18 protein-coding genes and 2 pseudogenes are annotated in these 18,099 nt (G+C 65.9%); 5 read left to right on the forward strand and 15 right to left on the reverse strand.

Translation table 11 applies throughout. The annotated features are described in order from the left end of the window. Both AAG689_RS11470 and AAG689_RS11475 read right to left on the reverse strand, forming a co-directional pair. On the reverse strand, nt 1-1,125 hold the full coding sequence (locus tag AAG689_RS11470; RefSeq protein ID WP_406626039.1) for a helix-turn-helix transcriptional regulator: 1,125 nt from the start codon (nt 1,123-1,125) through the stop codon (nt 1-3). Then, nucleotides 1,122-2,177 (reverse strand): LuxR C-terminal-related transcriptional regulator, encoded by a 1,056-nt coding sequence (locus AAG689_RS11475; RefSeq protein WP_406626040.1) that lies wholly within the window; start codon nt 2,175-2,177, stop codon nt 1,122-1,124. The genes AAG689_RS11470 and AAG689_RS11475 overlap by 4 nt, the downstream gene beginning before the upstream one ends. Before the next feature lie 178 nt (nt 2,178-2,355). Here AAG689_RS11475 and sodC point away from each other — a divergent pair, with 178 nt between their 5' ends. Continuing rightward, nucleotides 2,356-2,868, forward strand: a complete 513-nt coding sequence (sodC, locus tag AAG689_RS11480; protein ID WP_406626041.1) for a superoxide dismutase [Cu-Zn] SodC — start codon at nt 2,356-2,358, stop codon at nt 2,866-2,868. Beyond that, nucleotides 2,868-3,731, forward strand: a complete 864-nt coding sequence (locus AAG689_RS11485; RefSeq protein ID WP_406626330.1) for an OmpA family protein — start codon at nt 2,868-2,870, stop codon at nt 3,729-3,731. The genes sodC and AAG689_RS11485 overlap by 1 nt, the downstream gene beginning before the upstream one ends. 155 nt (nt 3,732-3,886) lie before the next feature. Here AAG689_RS11485 and AAG689_RS11490 read toward each other — a convergent pair whose 3' ends face one another. The 10 genes and pseudogenes from AAG689_RS11490 to AAG689_RS11535 form a co-directional block, all read right to left on the reverse strand. Next, nucleotides 3,887-4,069, reverse strand: coding sequence for a hypothetical protein (locus tag AAG689_RS11490; RefSeq protein ID WP_406626042.1), 183 nt, complete (start codon nt 4,067-4,069; stop codon nt 3,887-3,889). 197 nt (nt 4,070-4,266) lie between these two features. After that, a pseudogene (locus AAG689_RS11495) lies at nt 4,267-6,245 on the reverse strand (DUF3363 domain-containing protein). A 448-nt stretch (nt 6,246-6,693) separates the two neighbouring features. Continuing rightward, complete coding sequence (locus AAG689_RS11500) at nt 6,694-7,221, reverse strand: S26 family signal peptidase (RefSeq protein WP_406626043.1); 528 nt, start codon at nt 7,219-7,221, stop codon at nt 6,694-6,696. Then, entirely contained in the window at nt 7,218-7,772 is a 555-nt protein-coding gene (locus tag AAG689_RS11505; protein ID WP_406626331.1) for a DUF2840 domain-containing protein, read from the reverse strand. Before AAG689_RS11505 ends, AAG689_RS11500 begins: the two co-directional genes overlap by 4 nt. Beyond that, nucleotides 7,691-7,963, reverse strand: coding sequence for a chromosome partitioning protein ParB (locus AAG689_RS11510; RefSeq protein ID WP_406626044.1), 273 nt, complete (start codon nt 7,961-7,963; stop codon nt 7,691-7,693). The genes AAG689_RS11505 and AAG689_RS11510 overlap by 82 nt, the downstream gene beginning before the upstream one ends. Then, nucleotides 7,960-8,598 carry a ParA family partition ATPase gene (parA, locus tag AAG689_RS11515; protein WP_406626045.1) on the reverse strand — a complete coding sequence of 213 codons (639 nt, stop codon included), beginning with the start codon at nt 8,596-8,598 and terminating at the stop codon, nt 7,960-7,962. The genes AAG689_RS11510 and parA overlap by 4 nt, the downstream gene beginning before the upstream one ends. Nucleotides 8,599-8,848: 250 nt before the next feature. Next, on the reverse strand, nt 8,849-9,682 hold the full coding sequence (locus tag AAG689_RS11520) for a replication initiator protein A (protein ID WP_406626046.1): 834 nt from the start codon (nt 9,680-9,682) through the stop codon (nt 8,849-8,851). 26 nt (nt 9,683-9,708) lie between these two features. Continuing rightward, complete coding sequence (locus AAG689_RS11525; protein WP_406626047.1) at nt 9,709-9,999, reverse strand: helix-turn-helix transcriptional regulator; 291 nt, start codon at nt 9,997-9,999, stop codon at nt 9,709-9,711. Between the two features lie 83 nt (nt 10,000-10,082). Further along, nucleotides 10,083-10,847: a DNA -binding domain-containing protein gene (locus AAG689_RS11530; protein WP_406626048.1), complete on the reverse strand. Its 765-nt coding sequence runs from the start codon at nt 10,845-10,847 to the stop codon at nt 10,083-10,085. 338 nt (nt 10,848-11,185) lie between these two features. Further along, the gene (locus tag AAG689_RS11535) at nt 11,186-11,533 is read right to left on the reverse strand and encodes a DUF2958 domain-containing protein (RefSeq protein WP_406626049.1); all 348 of its coding nucleotides are present in this window, start codon (nt 11,531-11,533) and stop codon (nt 11,186-11,188) included. Nucleotides 11,534-11,753: 220 nt separating this feature from the next. Here AAG689_RS11535 and AAG689_RS11540 point away from each other — a divergent pair, with 220 nt between their 5' ends. Together AAG689_RS11540 and AAG689_RS11545 are read left to right on the forward strand one after the other, a co-directional pair. Continuing rightward, the gene (locus AAG689_RS11540; protein ID WP_406626050.1) at nt 11,754-12,047 is read left to right on the forward strand and encodes a helix-turn-helix domain-containing protein; all 294 of its coding nucleotides are present in this window, start codon (nt 11,754-11,756) and stop codon (nt 12,045-12,047) included. Nucleotides 12,048-12,092: 45 nt separating this feature from the next. Beyond that, complete coding sequence (locus tag AAG689_RS11545) at nt 12,093-13,004, forward strand: hypothetical protein (protein WP_406626051.1); 912 nt, start codon at nt 12,093-12,095, stop codon at nt 13,002-13,004. A 550-nt stretch (nt 13,005-13,554) separates the two neighbouring features. On the opposite strand, the gene AAG689_RS11550 is transcribed toward AAG689_RS11545, so the two are convergent. Next, nucleotides 13,555-13,869 (reverse strand): DUF736 domain-containing protein, encoded by a 315-nt coding sequence (locus AAG689_RS11550; RefSeq protein WP_406626052.1) that lies wholly within the window; start codon nt 13,867-13,869, stop codon nt 13,555-13,557. 850 nt (nt 13,870-14,719) lie between these two features. Between AAG689_RS11550 and AAG689_RS11555 the strand changes: the two genes are divergently transcribed. Next, nucleotides 14,720-15,652: a hypothetical protein gene (locus AAG689_RS11555; RefSeq protein WP_406626053.1), complete on the forward strand. Its 933-nt coding sequence runs from the start codon at nt 14,720-14,722 to the stop codon at nt 15,650-15,652. A gap of 91 nt (nt 15,653-15,743) precedes the next feature. Here AAG689_RS11555 and AAG689_RS11560 read toward each other — a convergent pair whose 3' ends face one another. Beyond that, on the reverse strand, nt 15,744-15,953 hold the full coding sequence (locus AAG689_RS11560) for a hypothetical protein (protein ID WP_406626054.1): 210 nt from the start codon (nt 15,951-15,953) through the stop codon (nt 15,744-15,746). Nucleotides 15,954-16,015: 62 nt separating this feature from the next. After that, nucleotides 16,016-18,048, reverse strand: a pseudogene (locus tag AAG689_RS11565) (ParB N-terminal domain-containing protein). Between the last annotated feature and the right edge of the window lie 51 nt (nt 18,049-18,099).

Here is an 18,099-nt window from a genome sequence, read left to right on the forward strand (position 1 = left end):
TCAGGTCTGCGCGATAGAGGGTAGCCGCAGCAGCGCCAGCAGCCCTTGCCGGTGCTGCACGCCAAGCCGCTCGTACAGCGCGCGGCGGTGGTGCACCACGGTGGCGGCGCTCACGCCCAGGTGCGCGGCAATCTGCGCCTCGGTGCGCCCCAGGGCAATGGCACAAGCCAGCGCATGCTGGCGCGGCGGCAGGGCCAGCGGTTGCAGGGCCTGCAGTACACGGGTGTTGCGCGCCACGTGCTGGGTGATGTGGATGGCGATGGCTTCCTCAGAGCCTGTCGCGGCGGCGAGGTGCGTGGCGCGCAGTGAGAAGCTGCCGCCTGCGTGGCGCCATTCCATTTGCGGCAAAGGGGTGTCTGGCCTACCTTCCGCGATCCATAAAACGCGCTGCACCAGTGGCCGTAACACGGGGGGCAAGCCTGTGTCGCGCCAACGCCAGCCGAAGGCCAAGGGCAGCAGGCTCTCGGCCTCGGGAGTCGTCCACAGCAGGCGACCTTCGGGGCTTGCGACTAGCAGGCCGGCAGGTAGTTCTTCGCCATCGTCTGTACCCAGTTCGCAAGGCTGTAGCACGCGCGCCAGGCAGGATTCGAGCGATGCGAGCAAGCCCAAGTCTTCCGATGAGAACGCAGGCGCCCCCGTATGGCGGAACAGCGCCAGCTTGCCCAGCCCCCGGCCTTGCGAAGTACTCAGGGCAAGCACAGCCCAGGTGGACAGATCTGCGGGTTGCATGATGGCCTCGTGAAAGTCGCTGCGCAGCAGTTCGGCGCGCGGCACGGCCAGCAGTTGGCCCGGCTCCAGCGTCCATGCCCGGCGTTGACAGCGCACCGCGTTGTCCGTGAAATTGCCCAACCGGCGCGACAGCACTTGCCCTTCGCTACGCTGTACGTGCACGTCGAAATAGCGAGGCATCACGGCCTGCAGGCCGGGGTTTTCCACATACCCATGGGGGGTGCCGTTATCACCCGGGTAAAAGTAGCCGCCCGAGTCGAACGCGATGGTGCGGCGCAACTCACGCAGTACTGGCCCAATGCAGTGGGGGCCGGTGCCTTCCAGGCACGCCATCTGATGCAGGCGGGCGATCGCGTGTTGCTGGGAGCGGCGCAGGGTGGGCAGGAGATGGTTCATATCAGCCGCTCCAGCAGCCCCTGCCTGTCGCGCACGCCTAGGCGTTCGTATAACGCGCGGCGGTGGTAGACGACGGTGGGCTCGGCCACACCCATGCGCGCGGCGATCTGCGGCTCGCTCCAGCCGCGCGCGATCCAGTAGGCCAACTCAAGCTGGCGCGCGGGCAGCGTAAACGGCTCCAGTGCCTGCAGGAGCCGCGCGGCACGCGCCACGCGCTGCGTGATGTGGATGGCGACGGCCTGGGCCTGGCCTGCTGCCGGCGCCAGTTGGGTGGCGCGCAAGGAAAACCAGCCCCCCGCGTTGCGCCACTCCATCTGCGGCAGCACCGGCCCCAAGTGGCCCGCCTCGCCCTGCCAAGCCCAATGCAGGCGTTGCAGCAGCAGTTGCAGCGCCAGGGGCAGTTGCCTTGCACCCGCGCCCGCATGGTGCCAGCGCCAGCCGAAGGCCAGGGGCATGAGCCGCTCGGCCTCGGGCGAGATCCACAGCAGGCGACCCAGCGGCGTGGCGATGAGCAGGCCGCTTTCGGCCACCGCGCTGTCTTCGGCATCGAGCTCGCCGGGCTGCAGCAGGCGCGCCAGACAGGGCTCGAGTTGCGCGAGCACGGCGGTCTCCTGCCGCCCAAACGGCGGCGCTGCGCCGTGGCGGTAGAGAAATAGCATTCCCAGGCCTAGGCTCTGCGGGGTGCGCAGCACCAGGCTCATCCAGTTCGATACCTGGGCGGGGCGCAGCACCACGTTGTAGTAGTCGCTCTTCAGCAGCGCGGCATACGGTACCTTGATGAGCTGCTCCAGCACATGCGGGCCGTGCTCGTGGCGCACCACGTCGCCGAAGCGGCGCAAACTGCGGTGGAACACTTGGCTTTCACTGGCCAGCATGCGCGGGTCGAAATAGTCGGGCATGGCGGCAGCGAGCGCGGGGTTCTCCAGGTGCGCCTGCAACTCGCCGTCGCTGCCCGGATAGAAATAGCCAGCCGAGTCGAAGCCGATGAGCCGGTGCAGTTGCTGCAGCACGGGCGCGATGCATTGCGGCCCGTTGAAGTCCAGGCAAGCCATTTGGTGCAGGCGGGCGGCGGCCTGCTTTCTGTCGCTGCGGCGGGAGGGCGTATGCGGTACATATCTGTGCATCCCGGCACTGTGGCAAAGACGCGCCGCGAACGGCCCTATCCCGATGGGATAGGCTTTTTCGGGCGCCGAGTGCATACGCTGAAGGTTTTTACTCTACCGCCCTACCATGCATCGCCTCATCCCCTGCCTCCTCCTGTGCGCCGCCGCCAGCGCCCAGGCCCAGACCACCGTGGCCCTCGACCTGGTGGACGCCACCGGCACCACCCGCCCCGTGGGCACCGTGGCCCTGGCCGAATCACCCCACGGCCTGGTGCTCACCCCTGCGCTGCAGGGCCTGCCGCCGGGCCTGCATGGCTTCCACGTGCACGACAAGGGCAGTTGCGCGCCCTCCGCGCAGGGCGTACCCGCAGGCGCGGCGGGTGGCCACTACGACCCACAGGGCACGGGCAGGCACGACACGCCCTGGGGCGACGGGCACCTGGGCGATCTGCCCGCGCTCTACGTGGATGGTGAAGGCCGCGCCGCCATGCCCGTGCTGGCCCCGCGCCTGAAACTGGCCGACGTGGCGGGCCGCGCCCTGATGGTGCACGCGGGCGGCGACAACCATGCCGACCACCCCGCCCCACTGGGCGGCGGCGGCGCGCGCGTGGCCTGCGGCGTGATCGGAGGCACACGGTGATGCGCCGCGCCCTGGCCGCGCTGCTGCTTGCCGGCCTGTGCACCGCGGCCCTAGCGGCCCGCGATCCGCAAGACTCCGAAGGCAGTGCCGAGCCGCCCGGCCTGCCGCGCTTCCCGGGCTTTCACATCGACAGCAGCCAGCACCGGGACTTCGGCGAGTTCCGCTTCACGACCACGCAGCGCGCGGTGGACGACCCCGAGGCGGGCGACGCCAAGGAGGGCCGCTACTGGTTCGCCGACTACATCCTCAACGACGGCGCACGTCAGCCCAGCGCGCTGGAGCTGGTGCGCAACCACGAGAACGCGGCCAAGCAGGCGAGCGGCGCGCTGGTTTTCCGCAGCCCCGCGAGCGGAGGGCAGCAAAGCGCGGTGTACCGGCTGGCACGCCCGGAAGGGGGCGAGCGCTGGGTGCAGATCGACATCCAGAACGACGGCTTTCGCTACCAGGTCCACCTGCTGGATGTGGGCGCGATGGCGCAGACGCTGGAGTTCTCCACCGCGCAGATGCGGGACGCCCTGCGCCAGGGCGGGCGGGTGGCGCTGCACGGCATTCTGTTCGAGACGGGCAAGGCGACGATCCGGCCCGAATCCAAGCCACAGCTCGACGAAGTGGCGGCGCTGTTGAAGCAGGATGGTGCGCTCAAGCTCATGGTGGAGGGCCACACCGACAACACAGGCCAGCCCCAGGCCAACCTGCAGCTCTCGCGCCGCCGCGCCGAGGCCGTGGTGCAGCACCTCACGGCCCAAGGCGTGGCCCCCGCGCGCCTGCGCGCCGAGGGCTGGGGCGATGGCGCGCCCGTGGCCGCCAACCGCACCGAGCAAGGCCGGGCGCAGAATCGGCGCGTGGTGCTGGTGCGATTTTGACCACTTAAGGCTCACTAAGAAGGGTAAGATCCACTACAACGCTTGTGCTTCGCTGCAGCGGCACCACGCGCACCATCGCCGCATGAGGCGCCAAGCGCAAGCTGTCGTGGCGCAGCACACGGATCCTCCTGAGCGGCGTCATCTCCAGCACACCATCATTCACCCTGCTCGTGGTGTACTGCTACAGCGTAAGCTGTGCCTTTGTCTGCAAGCGCCTGCCCGACGGCGCTTGCCTCCGCGCGCGGCGCGCTTGCATCGTTCACAGCAACGATCACCTCGTCTTTTAGAGAGGCGATGTTGAACAGCGCCGGAGCTGCCCCGCCAGCAGAAACCGGCATAGCTAGGAGGGAGAACGCCTGAAAGCAGCTTTTCTCGAAAGGAACGTGGAGAAATTTTCCACAGCACGAAGAAAATGCCTCGCCTCCCCCTGGCTTGGGGATGTGCGGTGGTCTCCTTTTGCTACGCTTGGGCTTTCATCGCTGCAGTGTTTTGAAGGAATGGCAGCACCGGCACCTCGGCTGTCTTCTCGTTGCAGTCAGAAAATGTTGGGGCCACGCTGCCGTCCGATCTCCCATGAAACTCCACCACCGCGTACCGTAGCAGTGAGGCGCTGCCCCAGCCGTTGCTCGATGACCGGCTTCCACGGTACGAGGCTGAAACCCTTGCCGTCGTCGAGCATGGCGTAGCGCCCGCTGGCAAGCATGACGCTGCGGCGATAGATGCCTGCCACGCGCTGACCGTCAGCCACCGGGCGATGCTCCAGGCCGGTTTCGGCGGCGATGTCCTTGGCGGCCTGCGCCAGTTCCCGGTTGCGCAGCGTGCCCAGCAGGTTGCGGGCGAGGATCACGCGCTGCCCGCGCCGTTCGGCCAAGCCCTGTTCCGCCAGGAAATCGGCGCGCTGCTGTAGCGCCTGTTTGGCCTCGCTGCCAAAGCCCAGGTCGCCCAGGCCCTGGCCACCGCCGATCAACTGCTGATCCAGCCAGGTGGCACCGATCACGCGCGTTTGCCGCTCGATGGGTAGGTGGGATTTCAACTCCACCGCCACGCCGCCCAGGCGCTGCGCATCGTACTGGCGGCCACGCTCGGGCAGGTCATCGGGCACCTTCCATAGCCCCTCGGCCACACGCTCCACGATGCCGGCGCGGCGCAGGGCTTCAAGGCGGCGGACATGGACCGCCACCACTTCCTGCGGATCGCGGCCCTCCTTAGCCTGGCCTTGCGCGATGGCGAGGTGATGGTCGGTGCGGTACAGGCCATTGCTTGCCAATGCGGCAATGGTCTTGTCTGCCGTGCGCACCTCGGCGGAGCCATTCACCTCGACCACCGCGCCCATGGGGTACTGCTCCAGCTCTGTCCTGGCCGGCAGCGCCACGTAGTGGGCCTTGCCGTCGATGCCATCGACCACCAGATAACCCCGGTCGTACAGCTCGTCGGCCAGTCCCTTTCCCGCCACGCGGCCGATGATGGAGTGCCCGTCCTCGCCCGGCTGGAACACGGCCAGGTCACGCGGCTTGCCGCCCATCGCGCGCTGCATGGTGCGGATGATGTCGCCGCGCTCGCCCATGGCCCGCAGGGTCGGCTCGGCTTCGGCATGCACGGCCCAGGTGCCGGGCTGAGTTTCCGTCGCCAGGCCCATGCGCTGCAAGCGCTGCAGGCGGCCCACCAGTAGCAGGCGCTGGCGTTGCAGCTTGGGAGCGTCGAAGCATTCGACCTTGAGCAGGCCGTCCACGGCTTCGCGATGCAAGGTGCGATCCAGGCTGGTCCAGCGCTCCTGTTCCACCTCGCGGGCCAGCGTGCGCTGGATCTCCAACTCAGTGCGCGGCCCCAGCCACTCGGTGGCCAGTTCCATCGCCCGCTCGCGCATGCCGCGGGTGATGTACTCCTGCGAGATGATGAGATCCTTGCCGGTGTCGTCCTTGCCGCGCAGCACCACATGGGTGTGCGGGTTGTCGGTATTCCAGTGATCGACCGCCACCCAGTCCAGCCGGGTGCCCAGGTCGGCCTCCATGCGCTGCATCAGGTGGCGGGTGTAGGTGCGCAGGTCTTCGAGCTGCTCCGCGTCCTCGGGCGAGACGATGAAGCGGAACTGGTGGCGATCTCCCCTGCCCCGCTCCTCGAAGGCGGCCGTGTCCGCCTCGTCGGTGATGGCGCCATAGGCGCGGCCCTGTCCCCCTGGCGGTCCACGCCTTCGCGCTCGATGTAGCGCAGGTGCTGCACCGTGGATTTACCGCTGGCCTGCTGCAAATACACCAGCCGCACCTTGACCGTGGCCCGGCGTGAAAACGCCGTCAGCGACTGGCCAGTGAAGCGCGCCGCCGTATGCCCGCGCCCCAGGCGCGAGCCGGGCGCCTTGCCACTGGTTTTGCCGCCATATTTGCGCCTGCTGCCCGTAGTACCGGCGGCCTTGCTGGTCTGGCGCAGCACTTGCGCAATGAAAGTGTCGCCGCGCTGCTTCGGCTTGCCTGGCCGCACGCGGAAGCGGTCATCGCCATCTGGGTTTCCGCGCTGGCTCATGATGTAGCCCCCGCCAAGCCCATCGCGCCCGAGCGGATGCGGCACACGGCGGGCCCAATGCCCGCAAGGTCTTGGCGCCATTGGCGGCACGAAGCCTCCCTATGGCGCGTGCCGCGCCACACCCACGTGCAGACTGGCCTTGCGCGCACCCTGGTGCCGCGCCCTTCAATCTTGCCTTGCATCCCTGCCTCCCGCATCCGCTCCCGGCAGAGCCGCCCCGGCGCCGCTGCTGCGTGCGCAGCCAGCGCGCCGGGGAACGCGCGGACACACGCGACGAAAGCCGCAGGCCAGGCGCGTTCAAGGCAAGATGCCTGCACGTGAGAATGCAGTGCGAAGTGCGGCGCGGATGCACCCGCACTGCACGCGCAAATGCACACGGACATCCACCGGAGCGACACGCCCGATAGCACGACGGAATGCATGTTGGTGTGCATCAAATCGGCAGCGGTCATGGGCGCCTCTCCAGCCACACCGGGCGCGCAACGCCGATCACGGTGGCTGCGCTGACCGGCCCGAAATACCGGCTGTCGAACGACGCCGGGTTGGTGCTACTCAGCAGGAACAGCTCGCCCGGCTCCAAGCGGCGGCAATGCGGCCAGGATGGCAGCGTGCGGCCCAACCGATCGGCAGCCAGGACGGTGGCCACCGGCACGCCGTCGATCCACACCAGCGCATCGAACACGCACACGTGCTGCGGCGCGACGGCGCCCACACGCTTGAGCAGCGGCACGCGCGCGGGCAGGTAGCCGCGCTGCGCAGCGAGCGCGGCGGCTTCTGGCGGCAGCGTGGTCAGAACGATGGCACCAACGTGTAGCGCATCGGCAGGCCCGATGCGGTACCAGCCGACCGGAACACTGTCGGACGGGTTGTAGACCAGGCGCGGCAGCGGCTGCACGAAGGCCACCCAAGCAAGCGCCGCGAGGCCGCAGGCGGACAGGCCCGCCAGCACGAGGCGAGAGCGAGGACGGGCGATCATGACAGCGCCCTCCCGGCCTGCCAGGCGGTATGCCGCTCGGCGCTGTATTCGGGCAGAGGCAGGCGCGCCGCGAGCCGGTTGGCGAGCGTGCGCCAGTACGCAGGCGAAGCGGCGGACGGCGCGATGCCCAGCGCCTCGATAGCGTCGATGCGCTCCAGCACAGCGCGCACATTCTTGTCGCCCCCCGCGTGCAGCAGCAGGCGCGCTCCAGGCCGCACGCCGGGAATGCGCTGCGCAGCGTCCAGCAGCGTGCAAGCCTGCAGCACCATGAGCTGCCAGCGGAACGTGCCGAAGTCGTTGGACTGCCAGCGGATGCGGCAGAACACGGCGCCCGGCAGGAACATGGCAAGGCTACGCCAGCGGTCGAGCCGCAGCGTGCGTGCCGGTTCGCCAAAGCGCAGGTAGAGCTTGAAACGTTGTTCAACGTAGGCCAGCGAAACGCGCGTCAGCGGCGTTGCAGCGGATGCGTTCATGGCTTGTTCTCCGGAAACTCCCGCTCTAGCAGCGCGCGCAGCAGGTCGGCCACGGTCACGCCTTGCGTGAAGGCCGATACCTTGATGCGCGAGCGCATGGCGGGCGTGATGTCGAGGGTCAGGCGGGCCGTGTAGAGGTCGCCCTTGTTCAGCGCAGCGGCGTCGCCCTGGCGAATCCACGCCTCAGCGTGCGGATTCGCCGGCGGACGCGCACCGATGCCGACGCGCTTGACAGCGCGTTTGCTGCTGGGTGATGGCTTTTCGGTCATGACGGCCACCGCAGCAGTTCGTCCACCAGCGCCGTGATTTCGCGCGCGGCTGCGCTGTCGGGCGCCGTCTCGCGTGCGAGCCGGCCAGCGGCCACGCTGTCGGCGAACACGATGCGCTGGCGCACTTCCGAGCGCAGCGCAGGCAGCGGCTGCTCGGCCAACGCGCCGCGTGCCTCCCGCCCGATCACGGTGGTGCTGACGCGCCGGTTGATGACGAAGGCCGCGCGCAACGCAGGCCGGAACACCTGCGCTTCGCGGATCAGCGCCACCATCTCGGCGCTGGCCCACAGGTCGTAGGGGCTGGGCTGTACCGGGATCAGCGCCCGCTCGGCCGCCAGCAGCGCGGAACGCGCCAGGGCCGCGATCCTGGGCGGCCCATCAATGACGACGTGATCGGCCCGCCTGGCGAGTTCTGGCGCTTCCTGGTGCAGCGTTTCGCGTGCGAGGCCCACGGCGCTGAACAGCCTTGGCAAGCCTTGCTGGCTGCGGCGCTGCGTCCAGTCCAGCGATGACCCCTGCGGGTCGGCATCCAGCAGGATGACCGATGCCCCGCGCATCGCCAGCTCGCCGGCGATGTGGGTGGCGAGCGTGGTCTTGCCCACGCCGCCTTTCTGGTTGAGCAGCGCGACGATCATGGCCTGGCCCTCCGAGTTGGAAGACCGGGGCCGCGCGCGCTGCGGCCGTGCCGCTGGCCGCTTATCCACCGGGGCGCGGCGCTCTTACCAGTTATGGTATTTGGAGTTAATACGTTATAGGCGCCCGAAACCCGCGCCAGCATTGGCCTCGCGGCCCATAGCCACGCCTGATAGCACGAGGGTTCCACGCCCGATAGCACGAGACCCCGCACGCCTGATAGCACGAGCCCGTCCACAGGCTTTGCCCCTGTTATCCCCGTGCCGTGGGCGGCACGGGCCGGAAGGTGAGCAACTCGGCTCCGCTGCCCGCCATGCGCTGGATACCCAGCCGGTAGCCCGGCAGCGACTGCCGCGCGACCAGCGTGCGCAGGTCGCAGGCGAAGTCGGCAGGCTTGGCGGTGCTGCCCGACTTGCGATGCAGCGCCCGGAAGTCGAACCACCAGCCCGACTCCTGCCGCCCACCGTGCTTGCGCACCAGCCGATACAGCCAGCGCTCGATCCCGCCCGTCAGCCGGAAGTACGCAGGGTCTATCGTCAGCACCAAGGCAGCGTCCATCACCCCGCCATAGAACCAGTCCGGCAGGATCAGCTCCAGCCCCAGGGGCGTGCCCTTGGCATCGGCCAGCTCCTTCCACTCGTTGATCCACGAGAAGCGGTGCAGCCGCCTGCCGGTCGTCTCCCGGATGGATGTGGCCACGGTCGTGGATTGCAGGCGATCCAAGGCCGCTTTGAGGCGCTGGTAGTCGCGCAAGCCCGTACCGCGCCCGATGAAGCGCAGGATCTCGTAGGGCCGCACCTGCATCAGCCGCGACGGGCGCAAGCCCGCGTCGCGCGCTTCCACGATCTGCGAGGCCGCCCAGATCAGGATGTCCGCATCCCAGATGGTGGCAATGCCATGCTCGGCCGTACCCTCCACGCGGATCGTCACGCCGCTGGCGCGGAAGTCGATCGGCGCCGTGCGCCGCGACTTCGCCAGCGAGAAGAACGGAAAGGCCATCAAGTCCTGGCTGTCGCGCGGCGCCATCTCGCCCGGCAGGGCGCGGAACAGGTCGAGCTGTTCGCGCTCCTGCGAGGGGTTGGACATGGCGAAGGCCACCCGCGCACCGCCGGTCAGCGCGCACGGCTGTCCGCCGCATGGTGCTCGGCGTACTCGGGGTCGGACGTGCTCTCGAAGCTGCGCTCGGCGGCCCAGGCATCGAGGTCGGCCACGGCGTACATGACGCGGCGGCCGAACTTGCGGAACTTGGGGCCGCCACCCAGTACGCGCTGCTTTTCCAGCGTGCGCGGCGACAGCCGCAGGTAGTCTGCGGCTTCGTCGTTGGTGAGATAGCGCTGCGGCTGCGCTGCAGCGGTCGATGTGGGAGCGAGAGCGGCGGCAGGCCGCAAGGGAGCGGGACGCATGACAGAAACCTCCATGGCTTTCAAAGCTCCGGCCACACAGCGCAACCGGATGGAGGCAGTCTCAGAAAACGAAGCCCTCTTGCTCAGGGACGTTTTGCGTCCCCTGCAAAACGTCCCTTCCCAGGCGGGTCGATTCGTGCTAGGCGGCGGTAGCCGCCGCGCATGAGCGCATTGCCCCTGCGCACCAGGCGGCGCACGCGGGCGCGCAGCTCGCCGTCGGCATGCCAGTCGGCCGCCACGGCGTCGGTGCCGAACAAGCCCTCGGCCACCTCGCGCAAGGACGCACCCGCCAGGGTGGCGTCGAGCGCCTGCAAGGTGTGCAGCTCCAGCAGCGCCGCAGGCGGCGGCCGGGGGCGGGCCATGGGCGCGGGCGCATCGGGCACGTGCGGGGCACCACGGCCGCGCTGGGCATAGGCGACCACCATGCCGTCTTCCAGGCCGGGCGCGAGCACGTAGCGCAGGCAGCAGCCGGGGCTGCACGCGATCAGCGCCAGGGCCCGGCCATCGTGGATCAATTGCTTGTGGCCGTGGATGTGCCAGAAGTCAAAAGTAGCTGCATCCGGCGGCGGGTCGGCATCCGGGTAGAGCTGCACCACGGCCTCATGGCCGGGCAGCCAGGCCGGGTGCGCGTCGCGCGCATCGAGGGCTGGGTCTTCCCACAGGCGCAGGCCCCAGGGCTGCGCCGCCTGCTGGGCAGCGTGCGGCCGGCGATGGTGGCGCAGCCAGTCGAGCCGGTAGTCAGGATGGCGGCGCAGGTACTCCCAGGCCAGCGCGAGCATGTCCAGGCCCAGGATGTAGAGGTAGGCCGCGGTGGGATACCAGTGCGCGTGATGCTGCGGATCGACCATGACGCCAGTTCCTGTGAAACCACAGGAGCGGCGCCACAGGCGTTACCACGCAAGCATTACGGCGAAAGAATCCGGTTGCGAGAAAACCGGACTAGGCGTAACTTCTGTGTCAAGACGATTTGAATCCGGTGTATGGTGCAAACCGTCTGGATGCAGCGGCAACGCATGAGAAAAGCCTCCTCCTGCGCCATCCACGCTGCCATATACCGCCCGCTGCATCATGACCGTTTGCGTCTGGTTTGTACTGCTTTCACCGTACTTTGCGGATCAAGACCCAACGGGTCTTGAATAAGACCGAAATAGTCTCAATGCGCCCAGCCTAGCCGTGGCGCGCATGCTCAATCCACGATGGAGCCGTTCTCCTGGGCCAGCCGCAAATATTCCGACAGCGGGCGCACCGCCTCGAAATACCGATCCCGCATCACGGGCTGTTTGTTGGGGCCGACGATGGAGGCAAGGTCGGACAGCTTCACGATCCCCAACTCGGGCATGCTGATCCCCAAGTCCACGACACCCCAGGCGGTATCACCGTCCTCAGGATCGAGCGCCGCCAGCAGCCAAGTGGCATGCGCGTCCGGCGTGAACAGCCGTACCACGGGCAGTGGGTCGATGGCCCGGCCAGCGGCACGCGCCTGGCCGTGGGCCAGCAGTTGCACGCGCTCCTCGTCGGTGATGAGTCGGTTCATGGGCGTCTCCTTCTTTGAACGCATCCGCCAAAGCGTGAAAGCGTAAAGCCGTATCGGCAGATTTGCGCTGATGCACAAATGCGGCTCTGTGCTTGCGTGGGAATCCGCAAAGGCGGATTTCCGTAAAAGAGCCAAACCGGAAAACCTCAAAACGAACACTATAGATTGTAGCCCCATAGGGCGCAATCGGCTGTCATCTTGGATTTTGGGGAGATCTAGGTTGGCAGCGCAGCACACATTGTCGGAGGCCTTGAAGACCATCCGGAAGGCGCGGGGTTTGAGCCAGGAAGCGTTCTCCGACGTCTCCAGCCGCACCTACATGAGTACGCTGGAGCGCGACCTCAAAAGCCCCACCTTGAACAAGCTGGCCGAGCTGTGCGAGGTGATGGAAGTGCATCCGCTCACGCTGCTGACGCTGGCCTACGCCGGCAGCAACACACGCAACGCTGACCAGCTTCTGATGCTAGTACGGCAGGAACTGGAAGCTGTAATCGGCCAAGGCAGCACACCGTAAGGCTCAAGAACCCAATCGCTGCGCCTAGATCGGAGGAAAAGACGGATGAATCCTGAAGAACAACTTCAGCAATACAAGGCCACTCGCTACCTGCGCAATGCGAAAGACGAGGCCTTGGTCAAGCGACTTGAAGATATCGGCCTAAATCTATGGTCAACAGATCGCGATGGAAATGTAATCTCAACCCGTGATCAAGCGCATCGAGCAACCTTGCTAAAGCTATATATCGATACGCTTCATGAGCAACATTTGAGAAATCCTGCCGACCTGGAGTTCAATGAGGCTAATTTGCGGAGAAAAATGTCCGAAAAATATTCTCCGCCAAAATTGAAAAACCCCGTCGACTTCGAGCCGACATGCCTCGCAAAATTTACCAAGAAAAAATATGCTTTAGATGCCCTTAACAAGGGCCTCCTTCGCATTGCCCCCGCACAATCATATCAAGATCCGTCCTTAAACCCTGCACAAAAAGACGATGAGTTGAGCCACCATGTCCAGACTCCCAATGAACAGATCAAGTTCAAACTGTTTGGCCTAGACAAGCAAGGGCATCAAGTTGAACTGCAGGCCAAGCCTCTTGAACTCTTCAGATACATGGAGGTTCCGAATTTTTACGTTTGGTGCTGCGGATTAGGGTATGACGCCAGGCTATTCAAAGAATTTGGTGCAGATGCGGCATTGATTGTGAAAGACATCAATGCATTCATAAAAAGATTTATAGATGCTGTGCATGCCCAACTTCCTTCAGCCGTATTTGCATCAGGCGAGATTAGGTACTACGATCCCTATACCGCACATCGCTCGCAACTCATTCCTATTTTCAGCAAACATCTTCGCTATCTCTATCAAAAAGAATATCGATTTGCATGGAAGCCGGAGGACTCTAGCGATCTAAAGCCATTCTTTGTTGAGCTTGGCCCTCTGCACGATATAGCAACCGTGTTGGAGTTAGCGTAGAGGAGCGCGCAGCGCCGCTGACATGAAGGCCAGATGGCCGTGGCAGCGAAGTCAGCACGGGCGCAGCCCGCAAAGCCCTGCGGAAGATCCGTGATTGCGGCACGTAGGCCGAGCCCAAGAGGAAACCCCATCGAACTTACTGTCCGATGGGGTTGGTATTGGTGGAGGCCGTCATCTCTTGACAACTATCACCCCGCTCTCAGCTATCCCTGCACTTTCGGCCCGGCGCTTTAACCCCCATGTAGTGACGCGCACTCGGACTTCACAGCTTCGAAAACGGTGAGCAGGTTAGTCTTCATAATGAACTCCAGGTTGATGGTGAAAGAGAAATTAACCAGAACAAGGAGAGAAAACGCCAGGCCGTTTACAAGGTCTTGGACTGAGGTAACGGTAGACAGCATTGCTGCCAAGTCTTGCTGGCAACATGGTATCGCATCGAATTGCATTGGCCGAGGGCGGTTGCAACTGGCCGCCCCTTCCCGACAACGGATACAGCGCTGCATATCAGCAGCACTGCGCCCCGCCGCAATGGGCGGGGCGCTGGCGGCCGTCAGGCCACCTGGGGCTTGCTGCGCGACCAGATCAGGTCGTGCGTGTCGTCCTCGCCTTCGATCAGGCGGGCATAGACCGTGGCCGGGAACGAGGGATCATCCAGGGTCACGGAGATGTAGGGCCGCCCGGCCTCGCTGGTCTTCTTCCACGCCGCGCCGATGTCGTGGCTGGCGGCCTGCAGGCGGAAGTCTGGGGCCTTCTCGTTGTCCCCCTTGTCGTTGGGCACCAGCTTGACCTTGACGTTGAGCGTCAGGGTGCGAAGCGTGCCGGTGAAGCCGTCTTTGTCTGCGGTGAAGCTGCCGATGTTGGCCATGATGGATCTCCTTTTGGTGAAACAAGGTTCGCGCCCATCGCGTCCTTGTTGTGATCCGGCCGGCGGGGGACGGGCGAGCTGCACCGCTTGCGGTCGCAACGCAGTGGAGAGCCGAGAGGCGAAAAAAATTTGTCCCGCGAGGAATCTGCGCAACAGAGGGGAAATTGTTTTCGCTGGACGGTTGCAGCCATGAAGCCCGAGGCGCAGCCGCGCCCCCGCCAGGATTCACAACAACACAAGGACGCCTTGGGCCGAACCGCATCGAAAGGAGACAGGGCAGGCCCGGCATCCCCGCACGAAGGCTGCACCGGCTCGCCCACTGACGCGGGCCAGGTCAGCCACCCGACGACAGGCGAGAACGCCCCTGCCGCACCTTGCGGCGCCGGTCTTGAGGCGTGGCGTGGAAGCTCCATGGCGATGCCGGGCGAGATGTCCATGAACCGTCCTTCGTGACGTGATGGGCAAGAACCGCCAGCGTTGAGGACGGCACGCATTCGCACAACCTGCCGCAGCAAGCCCCGGCGTATGCGCCAGTGCCCCGTCCATCGCGGCGGGGCACTGGCCTGGCCGATCCGGCGCAGCCGGTTCGGCGGCATCGAGGGGCGCCAAGCTCGCGCGGCGGGGATGGGCCTTGGCCGATCCCCCGGAGGCAAGCGAAGCGCGCAGCGCCACAGGCGCGAAGGCGTGAGGGATTGAAGCCGAATGGCCGTGACGGCAAAGACGGCACGGGGCGCAGCCCGCAAAGCCCGGTGGCGCCGTGCGCCGACACGCTTGAAACACCAGCACCGGGCACCATGTAACGGCTGGAATCGACATCAGCGCAAATCGAATAACCCCAACACGTTTAACAATGACTCAGACACTGTGCCCATATGCCCTGACGCCACTCACAGCGGGGGAAAGCAACGACGAGCACATCCTTCCCGTTGCCTTGGGCGCTCCGGACAACTTCACGGTTCGCGCGCTTGTCGCGGAAAACAGCCGCATGAATGACCTCATCGACGAGCCGACGATCATCGATCCGCTGGTTCGTTTTATGGCGATGTCCCAGGGGGTGACCTCCCGCTCCGGCAGCGTCAGAGCGACTGTGGATGGGGCAGTTCGCGGCAGCGGCGAAAGCGTGAAGGCCACGTTTTCTCAGAACGGTGTGGATCTAAAGTTCCATCCACCGGTGGACACCGACAGCCAAGGGCGAGTTATCGGTGTGCGCGGCTTTGGCGAAGATGCCAGGAAGATGGCCGAGCAGATCGCGGCGAACTATGCGAAAAAGGGCATTGCCGTCGAGCTTGGGCCAGAAACCAGCCAAGGGCGGCCTCAACTCGACCTGGGTTTGGGCGGCGACATGCTCATGATCCAGCGGCAACTGTTCAAGATTGCCTATCTCATGACCGTCCGAATTTTCGGCGATGAAGCGATCACCGGGTCAAGTGGTCAGCAACTCCGAGCCGCGATGATGGCTGAGACCGACGAGGCTCTGGCTGCCATCGGAATTACTGGTGGAGTCGATCTACCACCGGGGCTTGCTCGTTCCGCAGGACACAGTGAACATGCCATCACATGCGCCGTGTTCAGTGCTGGGCTGGTGACTTCCGTTGAACTGTTCGGGTGCTTCAGGCTATTTGTGGTGACACCATTGGATGGAATCTCCACCGATGAAGGCACTGGCGAAGTCATCACGATCAACGCATCCAGTTCCACGCTCACGAGCCGCCCCTATCTGGAGGCGCTGCCGGACTTGATGGCCGTAGCGTTCAAGGCCAAGAGCGCCAAAACCGCTGCCTGAGTCCATGCGAAGGCGGCGGCATTCTGGCTGGGCTGTTCGGCTTCAACACCGCGCCCAGGCCGCAACGGCCTCGGCGCGGTGTTGATCGCTGTCATTCCTTCGTCTCGATGAGCCACCACACGGCACGCGGCAAGGCGCGGCCCGTGATGGGGTGAATGTCGGTAAGGTCGGCGCGGGCCGTCCAGCCCGAAGGCGGACGGTGGCCGCGCACGTCGCCATTGCCGTGCCAGCGGCGGGCGCGTACCGTGCCGGGAGCGTAGATCGCCGCCATGCGCGGGCGGCTGGTGGTGGTGCGGGTCATGGAGGTTACTCCTTGCAGCGAAGCGCCCCGGTCGAGGCCGGAGCGCTTGCATTCGGCGCGGTTCAGGCGGCCAGCGCTTCGGCGGGTTCATCCGCCTCGATGGCGACTTCCTCCGCACCATCCTGCGGCCCTCCGGCCTTGAAGATGGCAGGCATCCAGCCCTTGCCGTTCACCAGCCGCTCGGCCTCGCTGGCAATGTCGGCCTTCTTGAGCTTCGCCAGCCGGGTGACGCTCTCGGGCGCGAACTCGCCCACGGCTTGCAGAACAGCCGCCTTCGGAACGTGCTTGAAGTAGCCTTCCGCAGTCGGTTGCCACCATACGGCCATGTCGAGGCCCACTGCCTGCGCCAGTTCCGCGCCCGGTTGCTGCTGCGTGGCGCGCGGCGTCACCACATCCACCGTCGAAGCCACACACACGGCCAGCAGCTTGACCAATTCGCCTTGCTCCATCGCCAGCAGCGCGGCGAACAGGTCGGCGCTGTTCTCGGGCAGCTTGCCATCCCAGGCTTCCTGCAGTTCGCGCAGCGCCACGGCAGCGGGCGACTCGGGCCAGTCCGGGGCCATGCCTTCCAGCCGGGCTTGCACCGTGAGGCGCACGCCCAGCGGCAGGTCGTGCCCGTAGTGACGTTCTTGCAAGACGGTCTGTACCATCCCATGCACCAGGGCGGCCAGCGCCACCTGCGGATGCCGGGCGACTTCGATTTGCAGCGCGGCGGTGCGATGGGCGCTCAGGCGCTGGGCCAGCCGGTCGGAAATCGCTGCGGCCTTGGGCTGCTCGTCTTCCTCGCCTTCGTCATCGTTCGCGGCGACCGGGTCGCTGAAACCTTGGCGCAGCTTTTCCAGCGTGCGCAGCGCCTTGGCCTCGGCTTCGCGCAGTAGCCCGCGATGAATCACGGCCTCGCCGTTGCGATCGATGGTGACGATGACCCCGGCTGCGGCCTTCACGGTCTGGCTGTAATCCAGCAAGCCATCCTCCAATGCCTGCAACTGCTCGCCCAGGGCTTCGCCTTCCTCCTGCAAGGCGTCGGCCCTGTCCTCGTCCTCGGCGTCCAGCGCGGCATCCACGGCTTCGGCCAGCTCGTGCATCTTGGTTTGCAGCTTCTCGATGCGTGCGGCTTCGCGCTTGTTCGGCTCGCGCCGCTCCTCGGCGCACGCTGGAAGGCGTGCAGGTCGGCATGGGTCACGCCCGGCGTGGCATCGACCCACGCCCAACCCTCGGCGCGGACAGTGGCGGCAATGCCTGCCAGCTTGTCTTGCGCCAGCCGTTCCAACAAGGCGGCATCGGTCAAGTACACGCCCGCATCGCCTTCCGCGAACAGGTCACGGCGCACGCCACCGCCTGCCTGCTCGTAGGCGTCCAGCCCGACGAAGCGCACCAGCGGATGCCGGTAGGCGTCGATTTCGCGCTCGGTGAGGCGTTCGCGCAGTGCGGACGGTTGGCGCTGCCATTGCGGCGCATCGTAGAACGCGCTTTCCTGCGCGGCGTGGTCGTCAGTGATGGAAAGGGCCATCAGTTGGTCAAGGCTCACGGCATCCGCCCGATAGTCAGCCATCAATCGCGGCGACACGTTGGCGAGCTTCAAGCGGCGCTGCACCACCAGCGGCGTGACGGAGAAGTCCGCCGCAATGTCTTCGATGGGACGCCCCTCGGCCACCAGTGCCGCGAAGGCTTCGAACTGGTCTGCCGGGTGCATGGCTTCGCGCTGCACGTTCTCGGTGAGGCTGGCGGTGCGGGCCGTGCCATCGGCCACCTGCAGGCAAGGCACATCCCAATCCTTGGCGATGCGGTGCTTCTTCGCCAGCAGCTTCAATGCGGCCAGCCTGCGCCCGCCAGCCACCACCTCGTAATGCTCGCCATCGGCGGCGGGAATCACGATCAGGTTTTGCAGCAGGCCCACGCGCTGGATGCTCGCGGCCAGTTCGGGGATGGACATGCGCGGTGTCTTGCGCACGTTGCGGCCCGTGGGGCGCAGCACCAGCCGCGACAGCGGAACCAGGATCATGTGCTTGCTCGGGTCGGCGGCTTGCAGCACGTTGGCGGCGCTGCTGGCTGCGGTGTTGACGGCGCGGGCTTCGGTTTGCGTGGTGGCATTCATGATGTATCTCCAATCGAGTGAAACAAGGGAATGGAGGGGAACCGCCCCTCC

The organism is Acidovorax sp. SDU_ACID1, from assembly GCF_045291395.1.
Taxonomy (GTDB): domain Bacteria; phylum Pseudomonadota; class Gammaproteobacteria; order Burkholderiales; family Burkholderiaceae_C; genus MR-S7.